21 protein-coding genes are annotated in these 26053 nt (G+C 73.5%); 11 read left to right on the top strand and 10 right to left on the bottom strand.

Translation table 11 applies throughout. The annotated features are described in order from the left end of the window. Nucleotides 1-260 precede the first annotated feature (260 nt). Nucleotides 261-446, top strand: coding sequence for a hypothetical protein (locus ABZ642_RS20585; RefSeq protein WP_360485683.1), 186 nt, complete (start codon nucleotides 261-263; stop codon nucleotides 444-446). 147 nt (nucleotides 447-593) lie between these two features. Next, nucleotides 594-1763 carry a glycosyltransferase 87 family protein gene (locus ABZ642_RS20580; protein WP_360485983.1) on the top strand — a complete coding sequence of 390 codons (1170 nt, stop codon included), beginning with the start codon at nucleotides 594-596 and terminating at the stop codon, nucleotides 1761-1763. Here the strand turns inward: ABZ642_RS20580 and ABZ642_RS20575 are convergent. Then, entirely contained in the window at nucleotides 1694-3364 is a 1671-nt protein-coding gene (locus ABZ642_RS20575; protein ID WP_360485681.1) for a DNA repair helicase XPB, read from the bottom strand. The two genes, ABZ642_RS20580 and ABZ642_RS20575, sit on opposite strands and share 70 nt — an antisense overlap. 222 nt (nucleotides 3365-3586) lie before the next feature. Between ABZ642_RS20575 and ABZ642_RS20570 the strand changes: the two genes are divergently transcribed. Beyond that, the gene (locus tag ABZ642_RS20570) at nucleotides 3587-4132 is read left to right on the top strand and encodes a hypothetical protein (protein ID WP_360485678.1); all 546 of its coding nucleotides are present in this window, start codon (nucleotides 3587-3589) and stop codon (nucleotides 4130-4132) included. Nucleotides 4133-4339: 207 nt separating this feature from the next. On the opposite strand, the gene ABZ642_RS20565 is transcribed toward ABZ642_RS20570, so the two are convergent. Next, nucleotides 4340-6886 carry a helicase-associated domain-containing protein gene (locus tag ABZ642_RS20565; RefSeq protein ID WP_360485675.1) on the bottom strand — a complete coding sequence of 849 codons (2547 nt, stop codon included), beginning with the start codon at nucleotides 6884-6886 and terminating at the stop codon, nucleotides 4340-4342. Nucleotides 6887-7277: 391 nt separating this feature from the next. On the opposite strand from ABZ642_RS20565, the gene ABZ642_RS20560 reads away from it, so the two are divergent. Both ABZ642_RS20560 and ABZ642_RS20555 read left to right on the top strand, forming a co-directional pair. Next, entirely contained in the window at nucleotides 7278-8210 is a 933-nt protein-coding gene (locus tag ABZ642_RS20560) for a hypothetical protein (protein ID WP_360485672.1), read from the top strand. Between the two features lie 193 nt (nucleotides 8211-8403). After that, nucleotides 8404-9042: an HAD family hydrolase gene (locus ABZ642_RS20555; RefSeq protein WP_360485670.1), complete on the top strand. Its 639-nt coding sequence runs from the start codon at nucleotides 8404-8406 to the stop codon at nucleotides 9040-9042. On the opposite strand, the gene ABZ642_RS20550 is transcribed toward ABZ642_RS20555, so the two are convergent. Next, the gene (locus tag ABZ642_RS20550) at nucleotides 9015-9269 is read right to left on the bottom strand and encodes a hypothetical protein (protein WP_360485667.1); all 255 of its coding nucleotides are present in this window, start codon (nucleotides 9267-9269) and stop codon (nucleotides 9015-9017) included. The two genes, ABZ642_RS20555 and ABZ642_RS20550, sit on opposite strands and share 28 nt — an antisense overlap. A 188-nt stretch (nucleotides 9270-9457) precedes the next feature. On the opposite strand from ABZ642_RS20550, the gene ABZ642_RS20545 reads away from it, so the two are divergent. Continuing rightward, nucleotides 9458-9841 (top strand): cold-shock protein, encoded by a 384-nt coding sequence (locus tag ABZ642_RS20545; protein WP_093501504.1) that lies wholly within the window; start codon nucleotides 9458-9460, stop codon nucleotides 9839-9841. 51 nt (nucleotides 9842-9892) lie between these two features. Here the strand turns inward: ABZ642_RS20545 and ABZ642_RS20540 are convergent, their stop codons facing one another. The 4 genes from ABZ642_RS20540 to ABZ642_RS20525 all read right to left on the bottom strand — a co-directional run bounded on the left by ABZ642_RS20540 (nucleotide 9893) and on the right by ABZ642_RS20525 (nucleotide 13362). Then, a complete protein-coding gene (locus tag ABZ642_RS20540) occupies nucleotides 9893-10744 on the bottom strand; it encodes a 1,4-dihydroxy-6-naphthoate synthase (RefSeq protein ID WP_360485664.1) in 852 nt (283 codons plus the stop codon). Further along, nucleotides 10731-11495 carry a futalosine hydrolase gene (locus tag ABZ642_RS20535; protein ID WP_360485662.1) on the bottom strand — a complete coding sequence of 255 codons (765 nt, stop codon included), beginning with the start codon at nucleotides 11493-11495 and terminating at the stop codon, nucleotides 10731-10733. The genes ABZ642_RS20540 and ABZ642_RS20535 overlap by 14 nt, the downstream gene beginning before the upstream one ends. Next, nucleotides 11465-11938: a DUF2771 domain-containing protein gene (locus ABZ642_RS20530; protein WP_360485659.1), complete on the bottom strand. Its 474-nt coding sequence runs from the start codon at nucleotides 11936-11938 to the stop codon at nucleotides 11465-11467. Before ABZ642_RS20530 ends, ABZ642_RS20535 begins: the two co-directional genes overlap by 31 nt. A gap of 80 nt (nucleotides 11939-12018) precedes the next feature. Continuing rightward, complete coding sequence (locus ABZ642_RS20525; protein ID WP_360485980.1) at nucleotides 12019-13362, bottom strand: MFS transporter; 1344 nt, start codon at nucleotides 13360-13362, stop codon at nucleotides 12019-12021. Nucleotides 13363-13825: 463 nt separating this feature from the next. Here ABZ642_RS20525 and ABZ642_RS20520 point away from each other — a divergent pair, with 463 nt between their 5' ends. After that, entirely contained in the window at nucleotides 13826-14752 is a 927-nt protein-coding gene (locus ABZ642_RS20520) for a DUF3027 domain-containing protein (RefSeq protein ID WP_360485656.1), read from the top strand. A gap of 28 nt (nucleotides 14753-14780) precedes the next feature. Here the strand turns inward: ABZ642_RS20520 and ABZ642_RS20515 are convergent, their stop codons facing one another. Further along, nucleotides 14781-15035 carry a hypothetical protein gene (locus tag ABZ642_RS20515; RefSeq protein WP_360485653.1) on the bottom strand — a complete coding sequence of 85 codons (255 nt, stop codon included), beginning with the start codon at nucleotides 15033-15035 and terminating at the stop codon, nucleotides 14781-14783. Between the two features lie 117 nt (nucleotides 15036-15152). Between ABZ642_RS20515 and ABZ642_RS20510 the strand changes: the two genes are divergently transcribed. Beyond that, nucleotides 15153-18269, top strand: a complete 3117-nt coding sequence (locus ABZ642_RS20510) for a molecular chaperone Hsp90 (protein ID WP_360485651.1) — start codon at nucleotides 15153-15155, stop codon at nucleotides 18267-18269. Between the two features lie 111 nt (nucleotides 18270-18380). Here the strand turns inward: ABZ642_RS20510 and ABZ642_RS20505 are convergent, their stop codons facing one another. Both ABZ642_RS20505 and ABZ642_RS20500 read right to left on the bottom strand, forming a co-directional pair. Further along, nucleotides 18381-18608, bottom strand: coding sequence for a hypothetical protein (locus ABZ642_RS20505; protein WP_360485648.1), 228 nt, complete (start codon nucleotides 18606-18608; stop codon nucleotides 18381-18383). Continuing rightward, nucleotides 18605-22147, bottom strand: coding sequence for a colicin E3/pyocin S6 family cytotoxin (locus tag ABZ642_RS20500; RefSeq protein ID WP_360485645.1), 3543 nt, complete (start codon nucleotides 22145-22147; stop codon nucleotides 18605-18607). Before ABZ642_RS20500 ends, ABZ642_RS20505 begins: the two co-directional genes overlap by 4 nt. A 530-nt stretch (nucleotides 22148-22677) precedes the next feature. On the opposite strand from ABZ642_RS20500, the gene ABZ642_RS20495 reads away from it, so the two are divergent. The 3 genes from ABZ642_RS20495 (at nucleotide 22678) to ABZ642_RS20485 (ending at nucleotide 25988) form a co-directional block, all read left to right on the top strand. Further along, a complete protein-coding gene (locus ABZ642_RS20495) occupies nucleotides 22678-23112 on the top strand; it encodes a hypothetical protein (RefSeq protein WP_360485643.1) in 435 nt (144 codons plus the stop codon). A 222-nt stretch (nucleotides 23113-23334) separates the two neighbouring features. Then, nucleotides 23335-24906 carry a trypsin-like serine protease gene (locus tag ABZ642_RS20490; protein ID WP_360485640.1) on the top strand — a complete coding sequence of 524 codons (1572 nt, stop codon included), beginning with the start codon at nucleotides 23335-23337 and terminating at the stop codon, nucleotides 24904-24906. Between the two features lie 248 nt (nucleotides 24907-25154). Next, on the top strand, nucleotides 25155-25988 hold the full coding sequence (locus tag ABZ642_RS20485) for a hypothetical protein (protein WP_360485637.1): 834 nt from the start codon (nucleotides 25155-25157) through the stop codon (nucleotides 25986-25988). Nucleotides 25989-26053: the final 65 nt, after the last annotated feature.

Below are 26053 nucleotides of genomic sequence, written 5' to 3'. Positions count from 1 at the left end.
GCGACCGGGGCGGGAGGGCGACCGGGCGGGGGTGGGCCGGGCGGGGGTGGGCCGGGCACGGTGGGTGAGTGGGGCGGACTCGGCGGGGCGTGCCGAGGGGGCTGGGCGCCCAGAAGAGGGGAGCGTCCCCTAGGGGAGGGTCCCTCGTGGGGTGGGGCGGAGGTAGGGGGTGGGGTCCACCGGCGGGTGGACCGGCGGAAGCCGGAAATTGGACCCGTGGACCGATTCCGTACTTGTGCCCGAAGTTCCACCATTGAGGCATGAGCGCAGCAACCATCCATCCAGCCCCCAGCCGTCCGCCGGGCGCCACCGCCCTGGACGGCGTCCCGCACCCCCAGCACCGTCTGGGCGACGCCCTGCGTGCCGTCAAGGTCTTCGTCGGCGCGGCGTTCAGCGTCGTCATACTCGGCGAATACGGCGAGGAAGCGGGCATACGCCGCAGGTGACGGCATAGTGTCGCCTCCGTGCCGAACCGGACGGTGACGTCATCTCCCCTGCCCTCCCTCACCCGCCCCGTTTCCCTCTCCGCCCTCTCTCTTCTGGCGGTCTCCCTCTCCTCCTTCGTCGCCCTCTGCGTCCTGCTGCACGCCCCGATGGCCGATCTGCTGGTCTACCGGGCCGAGGGCGAGGCCGTGGTCCACGGCAGTGACCTGTACGGCTTCACCGTCACCGAGTGGCGGCTGCCGGCGACCTACCCGCCCTTCGCGGCGGTCCTGTTCGTCCCGGCGGCCTGGATCCCCGTCCCGGCCCTGAAGGCGGCGTTCCTCGCGGGCAACGCGCTCCTGCTCGCCTGTCTCGTCGCCCTCTCCGCCCGCCTGGCCGGCCGCACGGCACCCCTCCCCGTGCTGTGCACGGCCACCGCCCTCGCCCTCTGGCTGGAGCCGGTCTTCCAGACCCTCCTCTTCGGCCAGATCAACCTGGCGATCGCCTGCCTGGTCCTCTGGGACCTCACCCGCCCGCCCGGTGCCCGCGCCAAGGGCCTGGCCCTGGGCATCGCGGCGGGCGTCAAACTCACCCCGGCGATCTTCATCGCCTATCTGTTCCTCACCGCCCGCAGAAAGGAGGCAGGCGTTGCGACGGCGTCCTTCGCCGGTACGGCAGCGCTCGGCGCCCTGTTCCTCCCCACGGCGACCGTGGACTTCTGGACGCGGCGCCTGTTCGAGACCGGCCGGGTCGGCAAGGCCTGGATCGTCGACAACCAGTCGCTCCAGGGCCTGATCGCAAGGGCCACGGGCACGGCGGCACCGGGCCTGACCTGGGCCCTCCCGGCGGCCGTGGTCGCGGCGACGGGCCTGTGGCTGGCGACCCGCGCCCACCGCGCCGACCGCGCCCATCGCGCCGACCTCGCCCACCGCGCCGACCTCACGCAGCGCGCCGACGGCGACCGCTGGGGCATCCTGCTCACCGCGTTCACGGCACTGCTGATCAGCCCGATCAGCTGGTCCCATCACTGGGTGTGGTGCGTCCCGCTGCTGGCGGTACTGCAGGCGGAGGGCCGCACGCTCATCGCGGCCACCGCGGCGCTCGTGTTCACGGCCCGCACGATGTGGCTGCTGCCGCACGAGGGCGACCGGGACCTGCGCCTGCCCTGGTGGCAGCAGCCGTTCGCGGCGCCCTACCCGCTCCTGGGGCTGGCACTGCTGGCGGGCGCGGCCGTGGTCCTACGACGGCACGGCCACGCCCGGCCGGGGACTCAGCCCTCCGCGGCGTCCGTACCCGCCGTGCCCTCCGGGAGGAGCTCGTCCGCGTCCACGATGCGGTAGGCGTACCCCTGTTCCGCCAGGAACCGCTGCCGGTGGGCGGCGAAGTCCTGGTCGATCGTGTCGCGGGCGACGACGGAGTAGAAGTGGGCCTGGTGGCCGTCGGCCTTGGGGCGGAGCACCCGGCCGAGGCGCTGGGCCTCCTCCTGGCGGGAGCCGAAGGTGCCCGACACCTGGATGGCGACCGTCGCCTCCGGCAGGTCGATGGAGAAGTTGGCGACCTTCGACACCACCAGCACGCTGATCTCGCCCTCACGGAAGGCGTCGAAGAGCTTCTCGCGCTGGGCGTTGGAGGTCTCACCCTTGATGACCGGGGCGTTCAGATGCTCGCCCAGCTCGTCGAGCTGGTCGATGTACTGGCCGATGACAAGGATCTGCTGGCCCGCGAAACGCTTCACGATCGCCTCCGTGACCTTCCGCTTGGTAGCGGTGGTCGCACAGAAGCGGTACTTCTCCTCGGTCTCGGCGGTGGCGTAGGCGAGCCGCTCCGAGTCCGTGAGGTTCACCCGCACCTCGACACAGTCGGCGGGCGCGATGTAGCCCTGCGCCTCGATCTCCTTCCACGGGGCGTCGAAGCGCTTGGGCCCGATGAGGGAGAACACGTCCGATTCCCGGCCGTCCTCGCGCACGAGGGTGGCCGTCAGCCCCAGCCGCCGGCGCGCCTGCAGATCGGCGGTGAACTTGAAGACAGGAGCCGGCAGCAGATGGACCTCGTCGTAGACGATCAGACCCCAGTCACGGGAGTCGAAGAGTTCGAGGTGCGGGTAGACGCCCTTCCGCTTGGTCGTGAGCACCTGGTACGTGGCGATCGTGACGGGCCGGATCTCCTTCCGCGTCCCGCTGTACTCCCCGATCTCGTCCTCGGTGAGACTGGTCCGCTTCACCAGCTCGTGCTTCCACTGGCGCGCGGAGACGGTGTTGGTGACCAGGATCAGGGTCGTCGACTTGGCCTGTGCCATGGACCCGGCGCCGACCAGCGTCTTGCCCGCCCCGCAGGGCAGCACGACCACGCCGCTGCCGCCGTGCCAGAAGTTCTCCACGGCCTGCTTCTGGTACGGCCGCAGCGCCCAGCCGTCCTCGGCGAGCTCGATCGCGTGGGCCTCGCCGTCCACGTATCCGGCGAGGTCCTCGGCGGGCCAGCCCAGCTTCAGCAGCGTCTGCTTGATCTGCCCGCGCTCGGAGGGGTGCACGGCCACGGTGTCGGGGTCGATCCGGGCGCCGACCAGCGGGATGACCCGCTTGGAGCGCAGGATCTCCTCCAGGACCGGCCGGTCGGTGGTGGTGAGCACCAGCCCGTGCGCCGGGTGCTTGGAGAGCGTCAGCCGGCCGTAGCGGTCCATCGTCTCGGCGATGTCGACCAGCAGCGCGTGCGGCACCGGATAGCGGCTGTACTCCACCAGCGCGTCCACGACCTGCTCGGCGTCGTGCCCGGCCGCCCGCGCGTTCCACAGGCCCAGCGGGGTCACCCGGTAGGTGTGGATGTGCTCCGGCGCCCGCTCCAGCTCGGCGAAGGGCGCGATCGCCCGACGGCATTCGTCGGCCCGCTCATGGTCGACTTCCAGGAGCAGCGTCTTGTCGGACTGGACGATCAACGGACCATTCACGCGCGGCACCTTTCCCTTTCGGCTCATGCGGCCATCGCCATGGCGGCCATCGTCATGGGCCAAAGTTCCAGTGTGCCTCATGGGCGAGCGATCACCTGCGCCGCTCGACAGAACGTGCCTTCCGGGAGCGAGGGACCGCCCGATGCAACCTCGGGCCCGTTTCGGGTGTCATGTCCCAGGGGGGAGCCGCGCAACGCGTGTGGTTCGGTGAGGAGGGGTGGGGTGACGTCCGTACGTATCTGGGGGCCGGGCGCCGGGGCGGTGGCGGTGCTGGTGGTGACGGCGGTGTGGGCGCACGGGTCCGCCGGAGTGGACGCCGGCCTGTGGACCGAGGTGCGTCCCGCGATAGAGGCCCGGCTCGTGGCGCAGGCCGCGGGAACCGGGGCGGGGGAGAGCGAGCCCGAACTCCGGTCGCGCTGGTTCTGCCGGGCGGAGGCCCTGGACCTGACGGAGAGCGGGGACCAGGTGCGGGCCGGGGTCGACACTCTGTGCCTGGAGTACGGCGAGCGCGCCGGCGCCCTGGTGGAGTGCGGCGGCGCACAGATACCGCAGGTGGTCCGGCTGGAGCGGGACGCGGCGCGCGGCGGGTACCGCGTCGTCGCCGAGGAGGAGCCGCCGGACGGCGAGGGCTACGGCGAGTGGACGGAGAACCACTTCAGCCGCTACGCCGAATCCCGCCTCGACAAGGAGATGGAGTCCACCGGGCTGCGGGCCGTGGCGCGCAGCCACTTCGCCCTGCCGGCGGACGCACCGGTGCGGTACTGCTGAGGATTCCGCGGTGAGCGCCGCGACGGGCCCGCGTTCGGCCGCGGCACCGTCGTGGCCGGTCGCGCCCCGCGGCGCAGCCTCATACCGACGCGGGCCCGCGCCCCTTCGGGCCCTTCGCGGCGCCGCCGAACGCGCCCCTTCGGCCCCCTTGCGCGGCGCCGTCGAACCGCGGCCGACCTCGCCGACCGGCTCGGCCGCCCGCGCCCGCTACTCCTCCGCGAGTTCCGCCACCCCCGTCACCCGGTGCAGGGGGTAGGTGCGTACCTCGTCGGCCGTGTGGTCGTACGCCGTGACGAAGCCGCCCTCCACGCGGATGGGGGCGATGACGCGCTGGCTGGCGGTGCCCTCGGCGTTGACGTAGCCGATCCACAGGGTGCCGCCGGTGAGGACGGCGGCCTGCATGGTGGCGAGGGTCTCGGCGGCGGTGGTGCGCGGGAGTTCGCCGCCCTGGACGGCGGTGCCGGTCGCCTTGCGCGGGGTGGTGGCGGCCAGGTCACCGGCGCGGATCGCGCGGATCGCGGCGGCCAGGAGGGTGCCGTCCGGCGGGGGCGGGCCGTCCGGGACCGGCTCGGGGGCGGTGCGCGGCGGGGTGCGGTGGGCGTGGGCGCGGGTGATCAGGACATCGCCCTCGGCGGACTCGGCCGCGGGCGCGTAGCCCATCGCGCGCAGGCCCTCCAGGAGGGTGGCCGGGTCGGCCTGGGTGGCGAGCACGGTCGGGGCCAGGCGGCGCAGGCGCAGGGCGGCGGCCCGCTTGTCGGCCATGATCTCGTTCAGGACGGTGTCGTCGTCGCAGCGGACGTACGCCGAGGCCGCCCCCACCCGCAGATGGCCGTGCTTGCGGGCCACGTCGTCGATCAGGTAGGCGAGCGGCTGCGGGACCGGGGTGCGGGAGTGGGTGGTGAGGAAGGCGTGCAGGTCGGTGGCGGTGCGGCCGGCGTCCAGGGCGCGGCGGACCGAGGCGGGCGTGAAGCGGTAGACGGTGGCGCCGCCCTTGGACTCGACGTCGGCGAGTACGCCCAGCGCGTCGGCGAGCGGGCGCCGCAGCGGGCCGGGGGCGACCGCCGTCAGGTCGGCCTGGAGCAGCACGTGGTCGAGGGGCTCGGGCAGCAGCGGGGCGAGCAGACGGGCGGCGGCCGCGGCGGCGACGGCCTGCTCGGGCGGGGAGAGGGGTTCGAGGACGGCGGCGGGACGGTGGTGGTGCACGGGAAGCTTGTCGCCGGGCCCGGCGGCCTCCTGCTCCTTCTCCCCCAGAGGCTCCGCCAGGGGTTCCACCGGGGGCGCCCCGAGGAGCGCCCTGCCCTGCGCCGACAGCGCCCCGCGACCCGTCACGCCCAGCAGCTCGGCCTCCGACAGGGTCCAGCGGGCCAGGCGGCCGCGCAGGTCGTCGCCCTGCTGCTGGGGGCCGCGCAGCGGGCGTTCCCAGCGCAGCCGGGCCAGTACCGAGGCGGCGGTCGGGGCGGTGCCCTCCGGGAGCCCGGCCAGCAGGGTCAGTACCCGGTGCCGTACCTCGGGCGCCGCCGAGCGGTCGAGGCCGGGGCCGAGCGCCGACAGCGCGCGGTCCTTGGCGTCCCGGCCGCCGACCAGACCGGAGGCGCGGGTCGCGGTGAGCCAGGCCTGGGCGAGCTGGGACCAGCGTTCGGCAGGGGGGCGGTCCACCCACTCGTCGTAGGCGGGGGTGGCCGCGTAGCGTTCGTCGGCGTCGCCGTCGGAGGCGAGCAGCCCGGCCGCGTACGCCAGCTCGACCCAGAAGGCGGCGATCGGCTCGGGCAGGTCCAGGGCCACGGCCGTCCGCTTCAGGTCCCGGACGCTGAGCCCGCCGGCCCGCAGTACGGTCGGGCCGCCCTCGTCCCAGTCCTTCAGCAGTTCCTCGACGGTGGCGAGCGCGGTGTAGGCCTGTCCGGCCGCCGTGGTGTCCACAACCTGTGGACGGTGCGTCGCCGTCGGCTCGACCGCGGGCGGCACCGGCTCCGGCTCGCGGTGCGCCCGGCCCTCGCGCAGGTGCAGGGCGACCTCGCGGGGGAGGACGACCGTGCCCGGCGCGGTCGGCAGCAGCAGGCCGCGGTCCAGGAGCCAGCGCAGATGGGCGGCCGGTTCCGGGGTGACCTGACCGTACGGCGGCCCCCAGACCAGCCGGGAGAGGACCTCGCGGGACTCGGCGGGCGCGGCGGCGAGCAGCTTCGCCATCTTCTTGCGGTGGCCGAACAGCTTGCCGAGCGCGTCCGCCGCGGACACCGAGTCGTGTGTGGAGGGCAGCCCGGCGGCGGTGACGATCTCCTGGATCCGGCCCGGTGACATGCCCGAGGTGGCCTCCCGCACGGTCGGGCCCAGCCCGGTCGGCGAGGGGTACTGCGGGGACGGGGCGAGCACCTCGCGCGCGGTCCGCACCAGCCGCAGCCGGTCGTCGTCGCCCCACACCAGCGCCTGGTCGCGGAGCACGGTGACGGCGCGCGGCAGGGCGGCGGCGACCGACGGGTCCCCGCCGTCACCGGCCATCAGGCCCAGCAGTTCCTGGTACGACGCCGGGTCGCCGGCCACCGCGAGCGCCTCCGCGGTCTGCAGGGCGAAGCGGTCCAGGCGTTCCAGGGCGCGCAACACCGAGGCGCGGGTGCCGGCCCGGGTGGCCAGCTGGGTGAGATCGGTGGGGACGGGGGTGATGAGGTCGGGGCGGGCGCGCAGCAGGACGGCCAGGGAGGCGTCGTCCCTGGCGCGAAGCGCCTCCGCGAGGGAGCGCGGCGGGGTGGCCGGGTTGCTCATCCGACCCACGGTAGCGGGTGCGGGGCGGGGACCGGGATCACCTGTCCACGGCCTCTTCCGCGTATGGGGCGAGCACCGGGCGAACGGGACGTTTCGCAGACGTCCCGCACGGCACCCCGTGTTCCTGCGCCGTCGACACCGGCCGGGCCACTGACGCGTCCCGGGTGCCGGCGGGCGACGGGCCGTGCGGGTCGACCCGGGCCCGAGCCACTTCGTGGTGGTGTCCGGCGGCACGAGGACCGGCGCCGGCGAACCGCCCGCCGCCGCGAGTGCGGCAACTGCCCCCGCCCGGAGACGCGTCACCCGCTGGTGTGCCCGCCGACATAAGCCGTGACCTGCGCTACCGTCGTTCCGACGGGTTATCCAACGCGGCGGCCCCGGAGGGGACTTCGTGGGTATCGAGAGTGATCAGGTCGTCTACGAGTATCTGAGCCGGGTCGGGGACATCGCGCACCAGCGCCAGTTGTCGTCCGCCGACCGTATGCGGCTGGTGTCGGGGCTGCGCAACGAGATCGACCGGCACCGGGCGAAAGCGACCGTCGACAGTCCCGCCGCCGTGCGGCGCATCCTCGACCGGCTGGGCTCGCCCGACGAGGTCGTGGAGGCGGCGGGGGGTACGACGCAGACCGCGCCGTCGGCGGCAGCGGTTCCCGCCCAGCGGGAGGCCGGGGCGCCCGCCGGGGCCGAGGAGTTGCGTCGCGTCGTACCGCGGCCGCGGCCCGCCGAGCCGGCGGACGGACAGATGCCGCCCGACTGGTGGCGGGTGGACAGCAGCCCGTTCGGGGACGGCGACAGCGTGCCGGGGTTCGTGGGCGGCGTGGAGATCCCGGAGCTGCTCAGGAAGCCGCGCCTGCGCGAGGAGGCGGAGCCGGAGGAGGCGGCCGCCGGGGGACCGGTGGAGGTCGCCGGGCCGGCCCCGAAGGCCGAGGCGGCCGAAGCCGTGCCGACCGCCCGCCGGCGCCTCCGACTCGTCCCCCGGCCCGCGGTCGGCTGGAGCAACCCCCTGCTGCTGCTCGCCGCCGCCGCGCTGGTCGTGGGCGCGGTGCTCGGCAACTGGTTCGCGCTGCTCCTCGGCTGGCTCATCGCCTATGGCTCCCGACGGCTCACCCCGGCGGAGACCAAGCTGGCCGTGATGTGGGTACCGGGACTGTCCGTGACGGCCGGGGTGGTCTGGCTGTGGGGCCGCAGCGCGGGCCGCTGGGGCGACCCGATAGCCCAGGGCCACATGAGCGACGCGGTGGGCGAGACCTGGCCGTGGGTGGTCCGGGGCGCGGCGGTGGCATCGGCGCTGTACCTGGTCTGGCGGTCGCAGAGAGCGCGGTAGGGGGCGCCGGGTCCGGTTGTCGGTCGGCTGCGGGCCGGTGGGGGTCGTTCGCGCGGTTTCCCGCGCCCCCAAGAGAGAGTTCCCCGCGCCCCAAGAGAGTGGGTCCACCGGTCCCGCCTGAAGGGGCGCGGGGAACTGCGCGACAAGCCCCCACCGGCCCGCGGCCTCCAGACGGCCGGCCCACCCGGGCACAATGGCCCATATGACTTCTCGCGCCCTCACCGTCGGCTTCGATCTCGACATGACCCTCATCGACTCCCGGCCCGGGATCCACGCCTGTTACACGGCCCTGGCCGAGCGGACGGGGACCTTCATCGATGCCGATCTGGCGATCACCCGGCTGGGGCCGCCGCTCGCCGAGGAGTTGATCAACTGGTTTCCCGCGGAGCGGGTCGCGGAGATGAGCGATCTGTACCGGGCCATGTATCCGGAGATCGCGATCGGCGCGACGCCCGCCATGCCGGGCGCGCGGGAGGCGGTCGCGGCGGTGCGGGGCGCGGGAGGCAAGGCCGTCGTGGTCACCGCGAAGTACGAGCCCAACGCGAAGCTGCATCTCAGCCACCTCGGCATAGTCCCGGACGCGGTGGTCGGCGACCTCTGGGCCGAGCAGAAGGCCGTCGCGCTGCGCGAGCACGGCGCGGGCGTGTACGTCGGCGACCACGTCGGCGACGTGCGCGGGGCACGTACCGCCGGAGCGCTGTCCGTCGCCGTGGCCACCGGGCCGTGCGACGCGGACGAACTGCTCGCGGCGGGCGCCGACGTGGTTCTCGGGGACCTCACCGAACTCCCGGCCTGGCTGTCGGCCTACCGCGAGGACGCCTCCCGGGCCTGACGGCGCCCCGCCGCGATCGACTGGAGCACTCCGGCGGCCGCGACCAGGAAGCCGACGCCCATGAGCATGCTCAGCACGTACATGTAGGTCGGAAAAGGCTTCGCGCCGAGGAACAGCGGTATCACGGTGACGAGAGTGGCCACCGTACCGATGAAGAAGAGCACGGCACCGGCGCGGATCAGTCGGTCACCGGGTCCGGCGGAATTCGCTTGGGTTTTGTCACGCACTCGACCAGGGTAGTTCCCTGCCCGAAGGAACAACCGGGCGACGTCTTGTCACGCGCCCGAAGACCATTAGCCTTGGTACCGGCGGGTCATGGTCGACCCGCCCGAGTGCTATCAAGGCCCGTTCCAGAGCTGTTGCATTCAGAAGTTTCCCGAGCAGTTTCCGACGAGATACGAGGACGAGGACAGACGTGCCTACCGGCAAGGTCAAGTGGTTCAACAGTGAGAAGGGCTTCGGCTTTCTCTCCCGCGACGACGGCGGTGACGTCTTCGTCCATTCCTCGGTTCTCCCCGACGGGGTCGACGCACTCAAGCCCGGGCAGCGCGTGGAGTTCGGCGTCGTCGCCGGTCAACGCGGTGACCAGGCACTGTCGGTGGTCCTGCTCGACCCCACCCCGTCGGTCGCCGCCGCCCAGCGCAAGAAGCCGGACGAACTGGCCTCGATCGTGCAGGACCTGACGACCCTGCTCGAAAACATCACGCCGATGCTGGAGCGCGGCCGTTACCCCGACAAGGCGGCCGGCGCGAAGATCGCCGGGCTGCTGCGCGCGGTCGCGGACCAGCTTGACGTGTAAGCGCGTAAGAGACTGACAAGTCACGCAAGCGTGCAAGTCCCGTAAGTGTTTTTACGGGAAATCGAGTGCGTGCGGGCCGAGGGGCGGCACGAGTCCCTCGGCCGCCGCCCGGGTGAGCAGGCCGCGTACCGCCGCGTAGCCGTCCTCGCCGAGTTCCGAGGTGAACTCGTTGACGTAGAGCCCGATGTGCTGGTCGGCGACGGCCGGGTCCATCTCCTGGGCGTGCGCCATGACGTAGGGCCGGGAGGCCTCGGGGTCGTCCCAGGCCGCGTGGACGGACGTACGGATCGACTCGGCGAGGCGGGTGAGTGTCTCCGCGCCCAGGGACCGCTTGGCGATGATCGCGCCGAGCGGGATCGGCAGGCCCGTCGTGTTCTCCCAGTGCTCGCCCATGTCGGCGAGCTTGTGCAGCCCGTAGTTCTGGTAGGTGAAGCGCGCCTCGTGGATCACCAGCCCCGCGTCGACCTTCCCGTCCCGTACGGCCGGCATGATCTCGTGGAAGGGCATGACCACGATCTCGCCGACACCACCGGGGAGCGTGTCCGCCGCCCAGAGGCGGAACAGCAGGTACGCGGTCGACCTCTCGCTCGGTACGGCGACCGTACGCCCCGTGAGGTCCGTCCCGGCCTCCCTGGTCAGCACCAGCGGCCCGCAGCCCCGCCCCAGCGCGCCCCCGCAGGGCAGCAGCGCGTACTCGTCGAGGACGTACGGCAGCACGGCGTACGACACCTTCAGCGCGTCGGACTCGCCGCGCTCGGCCATGCCGTTGGTGATGTCGATGTCCGCGAAGGTCACGTCGAGCGCGGGCGCGCCCGCGACGCGGCTGTGGGCGAGGGCGTCGAAGACGAAGGTGTCGTTCGGGCAGGGCGAGTACGCGATGCGCAACGAGTCAGCGGTGGTCATGTGGGTTCCAACTCTCCAAGGCGGGCGCGAGCTTCCCGAAGGCCCCGGTCAGGGCGGCCAGGGCGGCCGGGATGCGCCAGGCGGCTCGGTCGCGGGGGCCGACGGGGTTGGAGACCGCGCGGATCTCCAGTACCGGCACGCCGTGCGCGGCGGCCGCCTCGGCCACGCCGAAGCCCTCCATGGCCTCGGCGAGGGCGTGCGGATGCCGGGCGAGCAGTTCGGCCGCACGGGCGGCGGAGCCGGTCACGGTGGACACGGTGAGTACCGCTCCGGGGCGGGCTCCGGTCGCCTCGGCGGTGGCTCGTACGAGTGAATTCGGCGGACGGTGGCTGACGGTCCCGAATCCCAGTTCGGTGACCGGCACGAACCCGTCGGCCGTCTCGGCGCCCAGGTCCGCCGCGACGATCTCGTCGGCGACGACCAGGGAACCCACGGGGGCCGCCGGCCGGAAACCGCCGGCGATCCCGGCGGAGACGACCAGGGCGTAGGGCCGGCCGTCCAGGGCGGCGGCGGTGAGGGCGGTCGCGGTGCCCGCGGCGGCCAGGGCCGGTCCGACTCCGGCGGCGAGCAGGTCGTACTCCGCGCGTGTCTCGCGCGTGCGGTGCAGCAGAACCGGGCCGGGCAGCCGTACCTCGGTCGTCCCCGCCGTGAACGCCCCTGCCACCGCGTCCCGTTCGGCCGGGACCGCGGTGGTCACGAGGATGCGTACGGCGGACGTGGTCAGGCGTCCTTCTTGAGCTTGAAGGACCACAGGCCCAGCACCGACTTGTCGCCCTCCTTGATGGAGACGAGGGTCGAGTCGCCGGAGGCGCCGTACTGGGCGTTGAAGAACACGCTGCCCGGGATCGTGCGGTAGGTCTTCGTGCTGGACTCGGTGAGCGCCTGACCGTTCATCAGGATCGTCCAGCCGTTGTCCGCGATCTTCGGGTCGACGCCGAAGCGGACCGTGTCGTCCGGGTCCACCTTGATGGACTTGATCCCGGTGTCCTTGAGGCAGTTCGCGAGGGAGGCCGTGTTCAGGGCCTTGCCGTCGTTGTAGCAGGCGGCCTCGGAGTTGACCGAGGACGTACCGACGGTGATCGTGGCGATCGGCGTCGGCTTGTCACAGGCCGACAGAACGAGCAGTCCGGCGGAAACGGCGCCGGCGGCGGCGACGACGCGGCGGCGTCGCGAGCGGGATTGCAGCGTGGTCATGGCCGAAGGCTATCCGGACCTCCCGGCCCGCTCCCCATGTGGGGTACGGCGTGCCCGGTTCGTTACGCCAGCCGCGTTCCTCAGGCCACCCTCGTCCGGCCACGGGTGCCGTGCCGGGCGGAGTCGATCAGGCCGCGCAGGGTGGCCAGCCAGCCGGCCGCCACGATCACGGCGGCCACCACCAGGCCCAGGGTGCCGTTCAGCGGCATCACGATGCCCACCGCCCCGCCGAACACCCAGGCCATCTGGAGCAGCGTCTCCGAGCGGGCGAACGCCGAGGTGCGCACCGCCTCCGGCACGTCCCGCTGGATCAGCGCGTCCAGGCACAGCTTGGCCAGCGCCTGGGCGAATCCGGCCACCGCGGCGAGGACGGCGACCAGGAAGGCGCCGAAGAACAGGGCCGCGACGACCGCCGTCCCCAGCACCACGGCGACCACCGTCACGATGATGATCTCCGGCGCCCGGGAGCGCAGCCAGGCCCCCACCGCCGTACCGAGCGCGTTGCCCGCGCCCGCCGCGACGCCCACTATCCCCAGCGACACCGCCGCGCTCTCGCCGGTCAGCGGGTGCTCGCGGAGCAGGAACGCCAGGAAGAAGATCAGGAAGCCGGAGAGGCAGCGCAGGGCCGCGTTCGCGCCGAGCGCGTGCGTGACGGCGGGTCCCACCGTCCGCAGCCCCGGCCGCTTCGCCTCCTTCCGGAGCGGGCCGTGCAGATGCTCCTCGTCGGCCGCGAGCAGCGCGACGTCCTCGCCCTTGGCCGAGTCGACCTTCGCGGGGAGGGTGAAGGAGAGAAACGTCCCGGCAACGAAGATCACGAAGGCGCCGTAGAGCGGCCAGGGGTCGCCGACGGCGTGCAGCCCGGCCCCGATCGGGGCGGCCACGCCGGTGGCCAGCAGCCCGGCGAGGGTGACCCGTGAGTTGGCCTTCACGAGGGAGAACCGGGGCGGCAGCAGCCGGGGCACGACGGCGCTGCGCACCACGCCGTACGCCTTCGACGCGACCAGCACCCCGAGCGCGGCCGGATACAGCTCCAGCCCGCCGCCGGCCACCGCCCCCGAGATGATCAGCGCGAGCAGCGCCCGGGCGAGCATCGCGCCGGCCATCGCGGCCCGGCGGCCGTGCGGAAGGCGGTCGAGGAGGGGGCCGATGACCGGGGCGAGAACGGTGAAGGGGGCCATGGTGATGGCGAGATAGAGCGCGACCCGCCCCCGGGCCTCGTCGGTGGGCACGGAGAAGAACACGGTGGAGGCGAGGGCCACGGTGATCATGACATCGCCCGCGCCGTTGACCGCGTGCAGCTCGATCAGCTTGCCCAGACCGGACTCACCGGCGCCGTGCGCGTGCGTGGCCTTGCGGATACCCCGGGCGGTACCGGTCACCGGGAGGTGCAGGGCACGCCCGACGGAGCGGACGGCACCGCGCACGCGGCCCGCGCCGCTACCGACCCCGACGGTGTGTTGGGGGGATTTCGCGGTTGCCACGTCGTTCATAGTGCCCTGAGACGACAGTTCCTAGTGCACTTTGTGACCAAGCGAGTCGGAGACGGCGGCGCGGCCGGTCGAGCCCGTGAGGGGCGCGGGGCTGTCCCGATGTGCGGCTCCGCCGCGTGGCCGCGACCGGCCCCCACTCGCCCGCACCGGCCCCACAACCCCACGTGGCATCCCCCGCTGTCGGCCCCCCGTCGCCGCGCAGGCATCGCGGCGGACTGTCCCCCACTACCGGCGACGGGGTAGCGTGCGTATCTCAGCCATAAAGCACAATGGATGGCAGAGGTGCGCCCGAGCGCGATCGGACGCGGACGTCGATGCGGCCCACAGGTCCGCTCCGTCCGCCCCACCGCCGGAGGCAGCCGCACTCGTGAGACGGCGTAGGAGAGAAGCGATACCTGTGAGCGCAGCGACAACGCGAAGCCGCACCCCGGACCGTCTGTGCGCCGAGGCGGTCGACCTCGCCCGGACCGCCGCCGAGGAAGCCGCCGCACCCGGAGTGGTCGGCGAGCACGCCGGCGCGGTGGCGGAGGGCGACCGTGTCGTCACGCACTACTTCGAGTGCAAGGAACTCGGGTACCGCGGCTGGCGCTGGGCGGTGACGGTGGCCCGCGCCTCCCGCGCCAAGCTCGTCACGCTGGACGAGGTCGTCCTCCTCCCCGGCTCCGACGCCCTCCTCGCCCCCGAGTGGGTGCCCTGGAGCGAGCGGCTGCGCCCCGGCGACATGGGCCCCGGCGACCTGCTCCCCACCGAGGCCGAGGACCTCCGCCTGGAGCCCGGCTACACCGGCGAGGACGGACCGGAGCCGAACTCCCCGGTCTCGGCGGAGATGGAGGAGCTGGCGGAGGCGGAGGACGCCGAGGTCACCGCGGGCACGCCCGCGCACCTGCCCACGGTCCCCTCCCGGGGCACGATCGCGTCGGTCGCCGAGGAACTGGGCATGCGCCGCGCCCGCGTGCTGTCCCGCTACGGCCTGCACATCGCCGCCGACCGCTGGGAGGAGTCGTTCGGCGCCAAGACCCCGATGGCCCAGGCGGCCCCCGCGACCTGCGTCAGCTGCGGCTTCCTCACCCCCATCGGCGGCTCCCTGGGCCAGGCCTTCGGCGTCTGCGCCAACGAGTTCTCCCCGGCCGACGGCCGGGTCGTCTCCTTCGCCTATGGCTGCGGCGGCCACTCGGAGGCCGCGGTCATGCCGAAGCCGCCGGTGGTGGCACCCCCGGTGATCGACGAGACCCGCGTCGACCCCTTCCCGCTCCGCCCCGCCTCCGACTCCGGCTCGGTACCGGCGACGGAGGACGAGACGTCGGCGGAGCTGGGTCACTCGTAGTTCCGCTCCCTGCCGGAGTGACGGCCGGTCAGCCCCCGGCACCGGCCGCCCGGTTCCCGAGCGCCGTCAGGAACGCGCGGTCCGCCACCACGGCCGCCGGCAGGGCGTCCCGTGCGCCGTCGGCTTCGGCCGGCGGGACCGACCCGGCCCGGCCGGCCGCGGTGCCCGGCGGTCCGGCGGTCTGCGGGAGCGTCATCGCGGCCGTGGCACGGTACGGCGGGGCGAGGCGTTCGACCACGGTGTGGCGGGTGATCACGCCCGGCGCCACGGTGCGGCCGGCCACCGGCGGTACCGGGCCGGGGCACGGGCTTCCGCTTCTTGGCCGAGCGGCGCGGGTGGGCGGACGGGTGGGCTCTCGGCGCGCGGTACCTTCGTCCTCACGCCGATGAGGAGAGTGAACGTGAGCAAGTTCGTGCGGCCCGCCGCCGAGGGCGCCGACCCCTTCGGCACCGCCCGCCTGCGCCGCGGTGTCCTCGACGCCTGGGCCACCAGCCCCGCCCGGTTCCGTGAGGACGCCAACGCCGAGGAGGACCTGGTCCTCGGCGGCTACCGGGACCGGCTCGTCGTGGAGCTCGCCCAGAACGCCGCCGACGCGGCCGCCCGCGCCGGGGTCCCCGGCCGGTTCCGGCTCACCCTCCGAGACGGCGTCCTGTTCGCCGCCAACACCGGCGCCCCGCTGGACGCGGCCGGCGCCGAGTCCCTCTCCACCCTGCGCGCCTCCGCGAAGCGGGAGGAGACCGAGAGTGCCGTCGGGCGGTTCGGGGTCGGCTTCGCCGCCGTACTGGCGGTGACGGACGAGCCCGCGGTGGTCGGTCGGCACGGTGGCGTGCGGTGGTCGCTCGCCGAGGCGCGGGAGCTGGCCGAGGAGACCGCCCGGCAGAGCGGCGGGCTCGGCGACGAGATCCGTCGCCGGGACGGCCATGTGCCGCTGCTTCGGCTCCCGTTCGCCGCCGAGGGCACCGCCCCGGACCCGTACGACACGGTCGTGATCCTGCCGCTCAGGGACACCGCCGCCACCGACCTCGCCGAGCGCCTCCTCGCCGCCGTCGACGACGCGCTCCTGCTCGCCCTGCCCGGGCTGGAAGAGGTCGTGATCGAGAGCGGCGACACCGTACGCACCCTGCGCCGCGGCACCGACGGCGCGCTCACCGTCGTGGACGACTCCCAGGAGGGCACGACCCGCTGGCGTACCGTCTCCGCGCACGGCCCGCTCACCCCGGAGCTGCTGGCCGGCCGGCCGGTGGAGGAGCGGCTGCGCCCGCACTGGTCGCTGACCTGGGCCGTGCCCACGGACGGCGCGGGCGCCCCCGACCGCCCGCGCACCGCCGCCGTGCTGCACGCCCCCACCCCCAGCGACGAGCCGCTCGGCGTCCCCGCCCTGCTCATCGCGTCCTTCCCGCTCGACACCACCCGCCGGCACGCCGCCCCCGGCCCGCTCACCGACTTCCTGGTGCAGCGCGCGGCCGACGCGTACGCCGAACTCCTCGCCGGCTGGCGGCCGGTGGGGGAGGGGATCATCCATCTGGTGCCCGGCCCGCTCGGCAAGGGCGAGCTGGACGGCGCGCTGCGCCAGGCGATCCTGGAGCGGCTGCCGCGCACCGCGTTCCTGCCGCCCGCCGTCGAGGCCGGCGACGACAGCGAGCTCCCCGAGGCGCTGCGGCCGCGGGACGCCGAGATCGTGGAGGGGGCGGGCGCGGACACGGTCCGGGTCCTCGCCGAGGTGCTCCCCACGCTGCTGCCCGCCGGTCTCGAACGCCGGGTGGAACTGCGCACGTTGTCCGTCAGCCGCCTCCCGCTCGCCGACGCCGTCGACCGCCTGGCCGGCCTGGAGAAGGACCCGGACTGGTGGTGGCGGCTCTACGACAGCCTCGCGGGTGTCGACCCGGAGCGGCTGTCCGGGCTCCCGGTGCCGCTGGCCGACGGGCGCACCAGCATCGGCCCCCGCCAGATCCTGCTCCCCACCCCGGACGCGGTCATCCACCCCGAGGTCCTGGCCCGGCTCGGCCTCAAGGTCGCCCACCAGGACGCCGCCCACCCCCTCCTGGAGAAGCTCGGCGCGCTGCCCGCGACCCCGCGCGCGGTCCTCACCACCCCGCAGGTACGGGCCGCCGTGGCCGCCTCCCTGGACGACGAGGGAGGCGTGAACTGGGAGGAGGACACCCCGGACGCGGAGGAGCTGGTGGACACGGTCCTCGCCCTGGTCCGGGACGCCGGCCTGGAACCCGGCGACGAGCCCTGGCTGGGCGCCCTCGCCCTGCCCGACGAGGACGGTGAACTGGCCCCCGCCGGTGAACTCGTCCTTCCCGGCAGCCCGTTCGCCCGGGTGATCAGGGAGGGCGAACTCGCCGCCGTGGACGCCGACCTGGCCGAGAAGTGGGGCGAACAGCCGCTGGCCGCCTGCGGGGTGCTGGCGAACTTCGCCCTCGTCCGCGCCACCGACGTCGTCCTGGACCCGGACGAACTGGAGCCCCGTGAAGGCGACTTCGCGGAACCTGATGACGCCGGTCTCCTCGACGCCGTCGACGTCTGGTGCGAGGACATCCTGGACCGCTTCCCGGACACCCCCGTACCCCCGGTCGCCACCGAGCTGGTCGCCGTCCGCGACCTCGACCTCGTCGACGAGGACCACTGGCCCGAGGCTCTCGCGCTGCTCGCCCGGCCGCCGCTGCGCGACGCCCTCACCCAGCCGGTCCGCATCCTGCTGCCGGACGGTACCCACGAGGTCGTACGGCCGTACGCGGCCTGGTGGCTGCGCGGCCACCCGGTGCTCGACGGCCGCCGGCCCGCCGGTCTGCTGGCCTCCGGTGGCGACCCGCTGCTGCGCGGCCTCTACGAGGAGGCCGACGCGACCGGCTTCGAGGACGAGCAGGTGCTCCGGGCACTGGGGGTACGGACCTCGGTCGCCGCCCTCCTCGACGAGCCGGGCGGCGCCGCCGAACTCCTGGACCGCCTCGCCGACCCGGACCGCTCGGTCACCGGGTCGCAACTGCACGCCCTGTACGGCGCGTTGGCGGACCTGGACCCCGAGCGGGTGACCCTCCCCGACGAGCTGCGGGCGGTGGTCGACGGCCGGGTGGAGGTGGTGGACGCCGGGGACGCGGTGGTCGTCGACTCGCCGGACCTGCTGCCGTTCACGACCGGCGTCCCGCTGCTCCCGGTACGGCCCGCCCGCGCCGCCGAGCTGGCCGAACTGTTCCAGGTGCGACGGCTGAGCGAGTCGGTGACGGGGTCGGTCGACTCGGAGGGGACCGAACACGACGTCCCCGAGTCGGTCCACGTGCTGCTCGGCCCGCGCACCCCGGGGACCTACGTCGAACACGAGGAGCTGGTGGTCGACGGCGTCGGGATCGACTGGCGGCTCACCGGGGACGGCGTCCTGCACGCGGCCACCCTGGAGGGTGTCGCCGCGGGTCTCGCCTGGGCGGCCGGGCAGTGGCCGCGCCGCTTCGAGGTGGCCGCGCTGCTGGAGGACTCGTCCCGCACGGAGGAACTGGCCCGGGACCGCTGGTTCGACTGAGGGTGGAAAGGCGATGGCCCGGGACCCCACCAGGGGCCCCGGGCCATGCCGGACCGGTCCGGCCGGCCAGACCGATCAAGCCGGTCGGACCGGTCGGACCGGCTTGATCGGTCAGGCTTCCACTTCCAGGAAGTACTCGAAGCGGTCCAGGTCGAGTGCCATGCCGGTCAGCCGGTGGAAACCGTCCGCGTGCTCCGGGCCGAGCGGATACACGTCGGTGAGCCGGTCCGCGGGCATCGCCAGCAGCCCCGCGAACGCGTCCGCGCCCACGGACGAGACGTCGGTGACCGACTCGGGGGTGTCCTCGTCCTTGGCGTAGCGGGCGACGAGGTACTTCATGGGGTCACCTTCCGGGTTCCGTCCGCGGGCTTGGTCTGGGCACCAGTATCGGGGTCGAACTCCCCGAGGTGCTTGCCCCGCTTGTTGTACTTCTCGACCGCCCCGTGCTGGGAGTCCCACTCGTAGATCTCCCCGGTGCCCGGGTCCTTCCACCGCTTGCGCAGGCCCCCGCCGCCCTGCACGGGCGTCTTCGGCTTGGCACGGGCGGCCTTGGGGAAGCCCGGCAGGCTGCTGGGCGCCGGCTTCGGGCCCGGCTGGGCGACCTTGTTGACGTTGCTCTTGCTCTGCGCCTCACGCAGCGCCTGGCCCAGGCCGTCGTTGAACCGGCCCACGCCGTCGGCGGCGGTGAAGCCGCCCGAGACGACCAGCGTCGTACTCGCGGCGATGGCCGGAGCCCCCGCGAGACAGCCGATGCCGGTGATGCACAGCGCACCGCCGCCGATGTCGCCGGAGGCGCCGACGCCCATCATCACGACGCCCGCGCCGGTCTCGGCCAGACCCGCCCAGACGTCCTCGTCGGTGAGGATCGCCTCGCCGTAGGTGAGGACGTTGTCCGCCGTGTCCTCCAGCCAGTCCGGGACCCAGTCGCTGCCGGAGTCATCGTCCGGCGCGTCCTGGCTCTGGGCCTTGCGCCAGGCCTCCTCCGTCCTGCGGTACTCGGCCTCCTCCTGCTTCTGCTTGGTGACCGCGGTCCGGAAGGCGTCCTCGAACGCCTTGCCGGCGGCCACCGAGTCCTTGCCCGCGGCCGTCGCCGACGCGCGGGCGTCCTGGGCCGCGCTCCACGCCTCGTCGGCCGAGCCCTGGGCCCAGTTCGCCGACGCCTGCGCCTGGGTGGCCGACTCGACGGCCCGGGCCGCCGCCGCGTGGGCGTCGTTCTCCGCGGCCCGTGCGGTCCTGGCCGAGGCCGCCGCGTTCGCCGCCGACGTCTCCGCGTCCTTGGCGGACTCGAGGGCGTCGTCGGCGTACCCCTTGGCGGCCTTCGCCGAGGCGTCCGCCTGCTTGGCGTACTCCTTGGCCTCGGCCGCGGCCTTGCGTGCCGTGGCGGCGACCTTGCCGGCCTCGGCGGCGTTCTTCTGGGCGGTGGCGGCCACCGAGGCGGCCTCGGAGATCAGCTGCTGGACCAGGGCGACATGGCCGGCCGCGAGCTGGTCGTTGCGCTGCGCCTGGTACTGGCCGTGCTGGATGAACGCGTGCAGCAGCGGCGCAGGGCCCTCCAGCGCGATCCTGGCCGCCGCCTTGACCTCGGGGCCGCCGCTGTCGACGAGCTGTGCCGCGCGGACCCGCTCGTCCTCGGTACGGGCCTGGTACTGGCCGTCGGTGACGAAGGTGCGGTAGCGGTCCACGGAACCGGAGTTCAGCGCCGCGCGGCCCGCCTCCTGGACGCCGGGACCTCCGGTGGAGACGACCCGCGCGATGTAGACGCGCAGGTCGTCGGCCATCGCCTGGTACTGGCCGTCCTTCAGGAAGGTGCTGATCCGGGCCGTGTCGCCGGCCAGGGCCTGCTCGGCTCCGCCGCGCACGTCGGACGACGGCGAATCCAGGGCCAGCGTCTCCACCCTGGCCCGTTCGTCCGCCTGGGCCGCCTCGACCCGGGCGGTACGGACGTACGACACCACCTCGGCGGCGTCACCGGAGAGCGCGTCCCCCGCCGCCGAACGGCTCCAGGGCCCACGGGACTTCAGGGTGCGCAACGCCAGGTCACGGCCGTCGTCGGCGATCTTCTGGAGGTCGGCGTCGGGTGCGGAGGCAGCCGTGCTCAGCTGCCGGGCATCGGCTTCGAGGGCCGCGGAGGCCTGCGTCGCGCGGTTCTGTGCCGCCTGCCGCTGCTCCTCCTGTGCCTTGAGCTCCCGGGCCCGCGCGACGGCCTCGTTCGTACGGGCGGTCAGCTCCTCGGCCTCGATCTGACGGGCCAGCGTGAACACCGACTTGGCCTTGGCCACGGCCGCGCTCGCGACGTCCGCCGCCTCCTTGGCGGACTTGGCGTGGGCGGTCGCCTGGGCCGCCGCGTTGGCGGCGTCCGTGGCGTGGTCGGCGGCCGCGTCGGCCGCCTTGGCCGCGTTCTCGGCGTGCGTGGCGGCGGAGTTGGCCGCGTCCCGTGCCTCGTTGGCGGCGGTCGCCGCCTTGCGGGCCAGGCTCTCCGCGGCGTTCGCGGCGCGGGTGGCCTCCGCGGCCTGGGCGCGCGCCGCCGAAGCCGCCGCGGCGGCCTCCGCGGAGTGCACACCGGCCTGGTCCGCGTAGGCGCTGGCGTCGCTCGCGGCACTGGCGGCCGCGTCGGCGTTGCCGCCCGCGCTCGCCGCCGCCTTCGCCGCGTCCCCGGCCGCGGTCGCGGCGACCCCGGCCTGGTTGGCGGCGTCCGCCGCGAGCCGGGCGCCCTTGGCCGCGGTACGCGCGTCGTCGGCGGCCTTGCGGGCGGTGCTCGCCTTGGTGGCGTCCGTGGCGGCGTCGGCCGCCGCCCCGCGGGCCCGGCTCGCGGCCTGGGCGGCACCGGTCGCGGCGGCCGCGGCCTGGGTGGCCGCGTTGGCCGCCGTGCGGGCCGAGTTGTTGGCGGCCCGGGCCGCGTCGATGGCCTGCTGGGCCGCCTTGGCGGCCTGTCCCGCGGCCGTGGCCGCGCGAGAGGCGGCGGACGCGGCACGCACCGAGTCCTTGCGGGCCGCCTCCGTCTCCTTCGCCGCCTTCTGCGCGGCCTCCTTGGCCAGCGCCGAGGCCGCGACGGCCCGTGCCGAGGCGTCCTTGGCCGCCTCCGTCTCCGCCTTCGCCTGGCGTCCGGCCTCCTTCGCCTGGGCGGCGAGCTGGGCGACCGTGGCGCGCTCCTGGTCCCGTGAGCGGGCGACGTACTGGCCGACCTGGAGGAACTCGCGGATGTCGGCCGCGGTGCCGTCCAGCGCGACCCGGCCCGCGGCCCGGACGTTGGGTCCGCCGGTGCTCACGATCTGTACGAGCTGGACCCGCTCGTCCTGCTCGCGCTCCGTGTACTGGCCCTCGTCGAGGAAGGCGATCATGTCGTCGGTGGTGCCGTTGAGCGCGGCCCGGCCGGCGTCCTGCACGCCGGGCCCGCCCGCGTCGACGATCTGCGCGACGCGGACGCGCTGGTCCTGCTCCAGCGGTGCCTTCCAGCCGTCCTTCAGGAAGGCGGTCAGGTCGTCCTGCGACCCGGCCAGCGCCTTGCGGGCGGCCTCCTGCAGCCCCCGTCCGCCGATGCTCGCGACCTGCGCGGTCTGGACGCGGTCGTCCTGGTAGGCGGCCTCGGGCGCGACGTCGTCGAGGAAGTGCCGTACGTCGGTGTCCGCACCGGTGAGGGCGACCTCCGCGGCGGCCCGCAGTCCGGGCCCGCCCGCCTGCCACAGCTCCAGGACCCTGCCGCGGTCGGTGTACGCCCCGCTCGTCGGGTCGGAGTCGCCGGCGGGAGAACCGGCGGCCTGGGCCGGGGCGGGGCCGAGCAGTCCGGCGGCGATCGCCAGGGGCAGCAGACCCAGTGCCGTTCTGCGTACCAGACGTGTGGCGTTTCCAGCGGTATCGAACTGGTCAGTTCTTCGATTCACTGAGTACCTGTCTCGGTAATCGGCGACGACCCCCGAAAAGTGAGTCGCCGAATGGTCGACGGGTAAGCATAGCCATCGTTTTCCCGAGGGGTACGTGAATAAGATGTCGGCGGTTCGACGAATGCATCAGCCCACTTGTACCGGACAACGGGGATCTTCCGGGGCGGGTGTGCGGTCGGTGTGGGGCCGGGTGCCGGGTCGAGGTTGACGAAACCGCGAACCTTTGCTTACTCTGTGCCTCGACTTTACGTTCGAGGTAATCGGGCCCGACCAGCCTGCGATGCCGCGGACGTGTTTCACACGGGGATGAAGGGGGGACCGGTTGCGCCTGCGCGCAACCGGCTGATCTGGGCATCTGACGGCCGTGAACGGCCGCTGCCCACGCATGTCTGTATTTTCTCATCGCATCCTGGCGGGGGTCTCTCGATGCGAGGATCCACGCCGGAAGGGAATCTTCGGTGCCTTTCCGTGCCCGAAATCTCGTCGTTTCCGGAATAGCGGTCGCGTGTGCCACGCTGGCCGGAATTTCCGTGGCATCGGCCGACGATCCACCGCAATCCCCGTCGGATTCGACCCCGCCCGCGGCGGTCGAGGACTACGGTTATCCCGGCGCCGACCACGTGCTCGCCGAAAAGGGAATCCTGCTGAAGAAGGGTGACGGGCACATTCTGCTGGCGGACTGCGACCAGGGCGCCCAGCAGATCCGGGTGCTGACCCGCAAGGACGACTCCGTGGGCCGGGCCGGCACCTACTGTTTCCAGGCCACCGCGAAGACCGGCCGCCTCACGCTGGAACTCCCGCAGGTCTTCATGGTGGAGGCGGGCGCCGACCACCCGGTCCGCGCCGACCTGACGAGCAACGGCCAGACCACCTCGATCAGCGTCCCCAAGGGCGGCTTCCAGTCCGTCGGCGAGGGCACCGGCGGCGCACCGTCGGTCCTCGTCGAACTGCGCGTGACCGGCTGAGCCCGATCGATAGGCCGAGCTCCGCGGGTTCCGCCGCGCGCTGAGCGCCGTGTGTGCCGCCAACCGTGGGTGCCTCGGGTGCCTCGGGTGCCCCGTGTGTGCCGCGGGTGCCGCGTGTGCCGAGGCCGCTCGGCTCCCACCCCCTGCCCTTCCGCCTGCTTCTCCGCTTCCCCCTGCGCCTCGCGCACCCTGGGGAAGCCCGCCTTCCGATTCGAGGGAAACGTGAAAGACGCCCGTCCGCGCAGCGCGCGCATGGTGTGGGCCGCCGGTCTCGCGGCCGCCGGTCTGACGACCGGTCTGCTGACCGCGGCCCCGGCCCAGTCCGTCGTCGGTGACCAGGTCGCGGACGGCGCCGACCAGTACACGGTCAAGCTCCACATCGCCGGCGGCACCGACAACGAACGCGGCTGTTCCGGCACCCTGGTCGACCAGCAGTGGGTCCTCACCGCCGCCAGCTGCTTCGCCCCGGATCCCCGGCAGGCGACCGCGCTCACCCGGGGCGCGCCGCCCCTGCCCACCCTCGTGACCGCCGACGGCAACGCGCCCACGCCGACGGCCGAGCTGAAGCAGCGGGTGCGCGAGATCGTGCCCTACCCGGGCCGCGACCTGGTCATGGCGCGTCTCGAGGACCCGACCACCGGCACCGACCCGCTGGACGGACCGTTCCCCGACATCGCCTCCGCCGACGTCAGTGGCGCCACCCCGGCCCAGGGCGACCAGCTCACGGCGATCGGCTACGGCCGCACCAAGCTGGAGTGGGTTCCCGCGCGGGCCCACACCGGATCCTTCGGCGTGGACCTCGTCAACCCCACCACCCTGGCGATCTCGCCCGTCGCGTCCGGCGGCGCCCTGTGCAAGGGAGACGCCGGCGGTCCGGTGCTCAACGCCGGCGGCAGGGTCGTCGGCGTGGTCAGCGCCGCCTGGGACGGCGGCTGCCTCAACTCGCGGGAGACCCGCACCGGGGCCGTCGCCACCCGGGTCGACGACATCGCCGACTGGGTACAGAAGGTGCTGCTGACGAACCGCCAGAAGTACGTCACCGACGTCATGACCGCGGCCGACTTCAACGGCGACGGCCGTACGGACATCGCCACGCTGCTGACCAACGGCTCGGCCCAGGTCTTCCAGGGCCGTGCCGACGGCACGCTGGCGTACGGCTCCTTCCTGAAGGTCGTCGGACGCAGCAACCAGAAGGAACTCGTCGCCGGGGACTTCGACACGACCCCCGGGCCCGAGCTGATCTCGGCCGACACCGAGGGCGACCTCACCCTGTTCAGCAAGCGCTCGTGGGTCCCGGACCTCTACAGCCGCGCCCAGCTGTGGACCGACGCCGGCTGGAAGAACGGCCTGCCCGTGGCCGCCCTGCGGACCGGGAAGGCGGGCCGCGACACCCTGCTCTTCCAGTGGTCCGACGGCTCCCTCTACAGCTACAAGCGGGACGCCGACGGCAACCTCGTGAACCAGAAGAAGTCGATGTGGCCCGACAAGACCTGGAAGAAGAAGCACATCGCCACCGCCGACTTCACCGGTGACGGGCGGGACGACATCGCCGCCGTCGCCTCCGACGGGGCGCTGCACCTCTACCCGGCCAAGGCCGACGGCACCTTCGACAAGGCCCGTTCGATGTGGTCCGACAAGAGCTGGAGCACCATGCGCGCCGTGGTCGGCGGCGACTTCGACGGCGACGGCAAGGCGGACCTGGCCGCGCTGTGGGCCAACGGCGACCTGAAGTGGTACGCGGGCGACGGCAAGGGCGGACTGGCGGCGGGCAGGACCATGTGGCCGACGGTCTGAGCGCCCGCCGGAAGGAATCCACCCCCACAACCCAGGCGGTCGACGCGAGGGGTGACTACGCGGACGTGAAGGAGCAGGACAGGGAGTAGTCCCATGGAGACGTAATCCGGTCGCAAAGGAATCAAAATCCGACCGGATTGCGTCTCGCCCGTACAACCACTCCGGCCCCTCGTGGATCTGATCACTGAGTCAACAGACTCCCTAGATCACTTGGGCCTCGCGCCCACTGTTCTCCACTTGGGGAATTCATGCGCATTCGTGCCACTGTGGCCGCCGTCTCCGGCGCCCTGGCCCTCTCCGCCCTCGCAGTCCCGGCCGCACAGGCCGCCGGCGACTCGGGCACCCCGTACACGCTGAACGCCAGCTTCTCGAACCTGTCGATCGCCAAGGCGGTCAAGGTCGGCACCACCGCCAAGGTCAGCGTCAAGTACACGTACAAGCTGACGCACGGCGCCGACGTGGACATCACCGCGAAGGACTTCTACACGGACGCCTTCCTCTACAAGGGCTCCTACAGCGACACGGCCCCCCAGCTGTTCGGCGACGCCGACTCTGCGACCTGCACCGCCACCTCCACGACCACCGCCACCTGCACGGGTTCCGTCGACATCTACCCGGCCGACGGCGACCTGAAGAGCGTCTGGGCCGGCAGCTGGAGCGTCGCCGCCGAGGCCGTCGCCTTCAATGGCCAGAGCCTGTCCAACCCCGACCTGAGCAAGGTCGGCTACAAGGACCAGAGCGGCCTCGCCACCACCCTGGTCCAGCGCGCGTCCAAGCTGACGGTCAACGCCACCCCCGAGCCGGTGAAGAAGGGCAAGACGGTCACGGTCACCGGCTCCCTGACCCGCGCCAACTGGGACGCGGCCAAGTACTCCGGCTACGGCAGCCAGTCGGTCAAGCTCCAGTTCCGCAAGAAGGGCTCCAGCACCTACACCACGCTGAAGACCATCAAGTCCTCCTCCACGGGCGCCCTGAAGACCACGACCACCGCGACGGTCGACGGCTACTACCGCTACTCCTTCGCGGGCACCTCCACGACCCCGGCGGTCAGCGCCACGGGCGACTACGTCGACGTGCAGTAGTCCCCTCCCAACCCGACGGCCGCCCCACCGGAGTCCCGCCGGTGGGGCGGCCGTTCTTCACCTGG

The organism is Streptomyces sp. NPDC007157 (assembly GCF_040634235.1).
Lineage (GTDB): Bacteria > Actinomycetota > Actinomycetes > Streptomycetales > Streptomycetaceae > Streptomyces.
Note: the sequence above shows the minus strand (reverse complement) of the source record. Positions and strands in the feature narration are given on the sequence as shown.

Coding starts and splice junctions, on each gene's coding strand:
- ABZ642_RS20580 (WP_360485983.1), top strand. CDS start 594: ATGGCCGATCTGCTGGTCTACCGGGCCGAGGGCGAGGCCGTGGTCCAC.
- ABZ642_RS20505 (WP_360485648.1), bottom strand. CDS start 18,608: ATGAAGTACCTCGTCGCCCGCTACGCCAAGGACGAGGACACCCCCGAG.
- ABZ642_RS20540 (WP_360485664.1), bottom strand. CDS start 10,744: ATGACCACCGCTGACTCGTTGCGCATCGCGTACTCGCCCTGCCCGAAC.
- ABZ642_RS20565 (WP_360485675.1), bottom strand. CDS start 6,886: ATGAGCAACCCGGCCACCCCGCCGCGCTCCCTCGCGGAGGCGCTTCGC.
- ABZ642_RS20585 (WP_360485683.1), top strand. CDS start 261: ATGAGCGCAGCAACCATCCATCCAGCCCCCAGCCGTCCGCCGGGCGCC.
- ABZ642_RS20530 (WP_360485659.1), bottom strand. CDS start 11,938: ATGACCACGCTGCAATCCCGCTCGCGACGCCGCCGCGTCGTCGCCGCC.
- ABZ642_RS20555 (WP_360485670.1), top strand. CDS start 8,404: ATGGCCCATATGACTTCTCGCGCCCTCACCGTCGGCTTCGATCTCGAC.
- ABZ642_RS20485 (WP_360485637.1), top strand. CDS start 25,155: ATGCGCATTCGTGCCACTGTGGCCGCCGTCTCCGGCGCCCTGGCCCTC.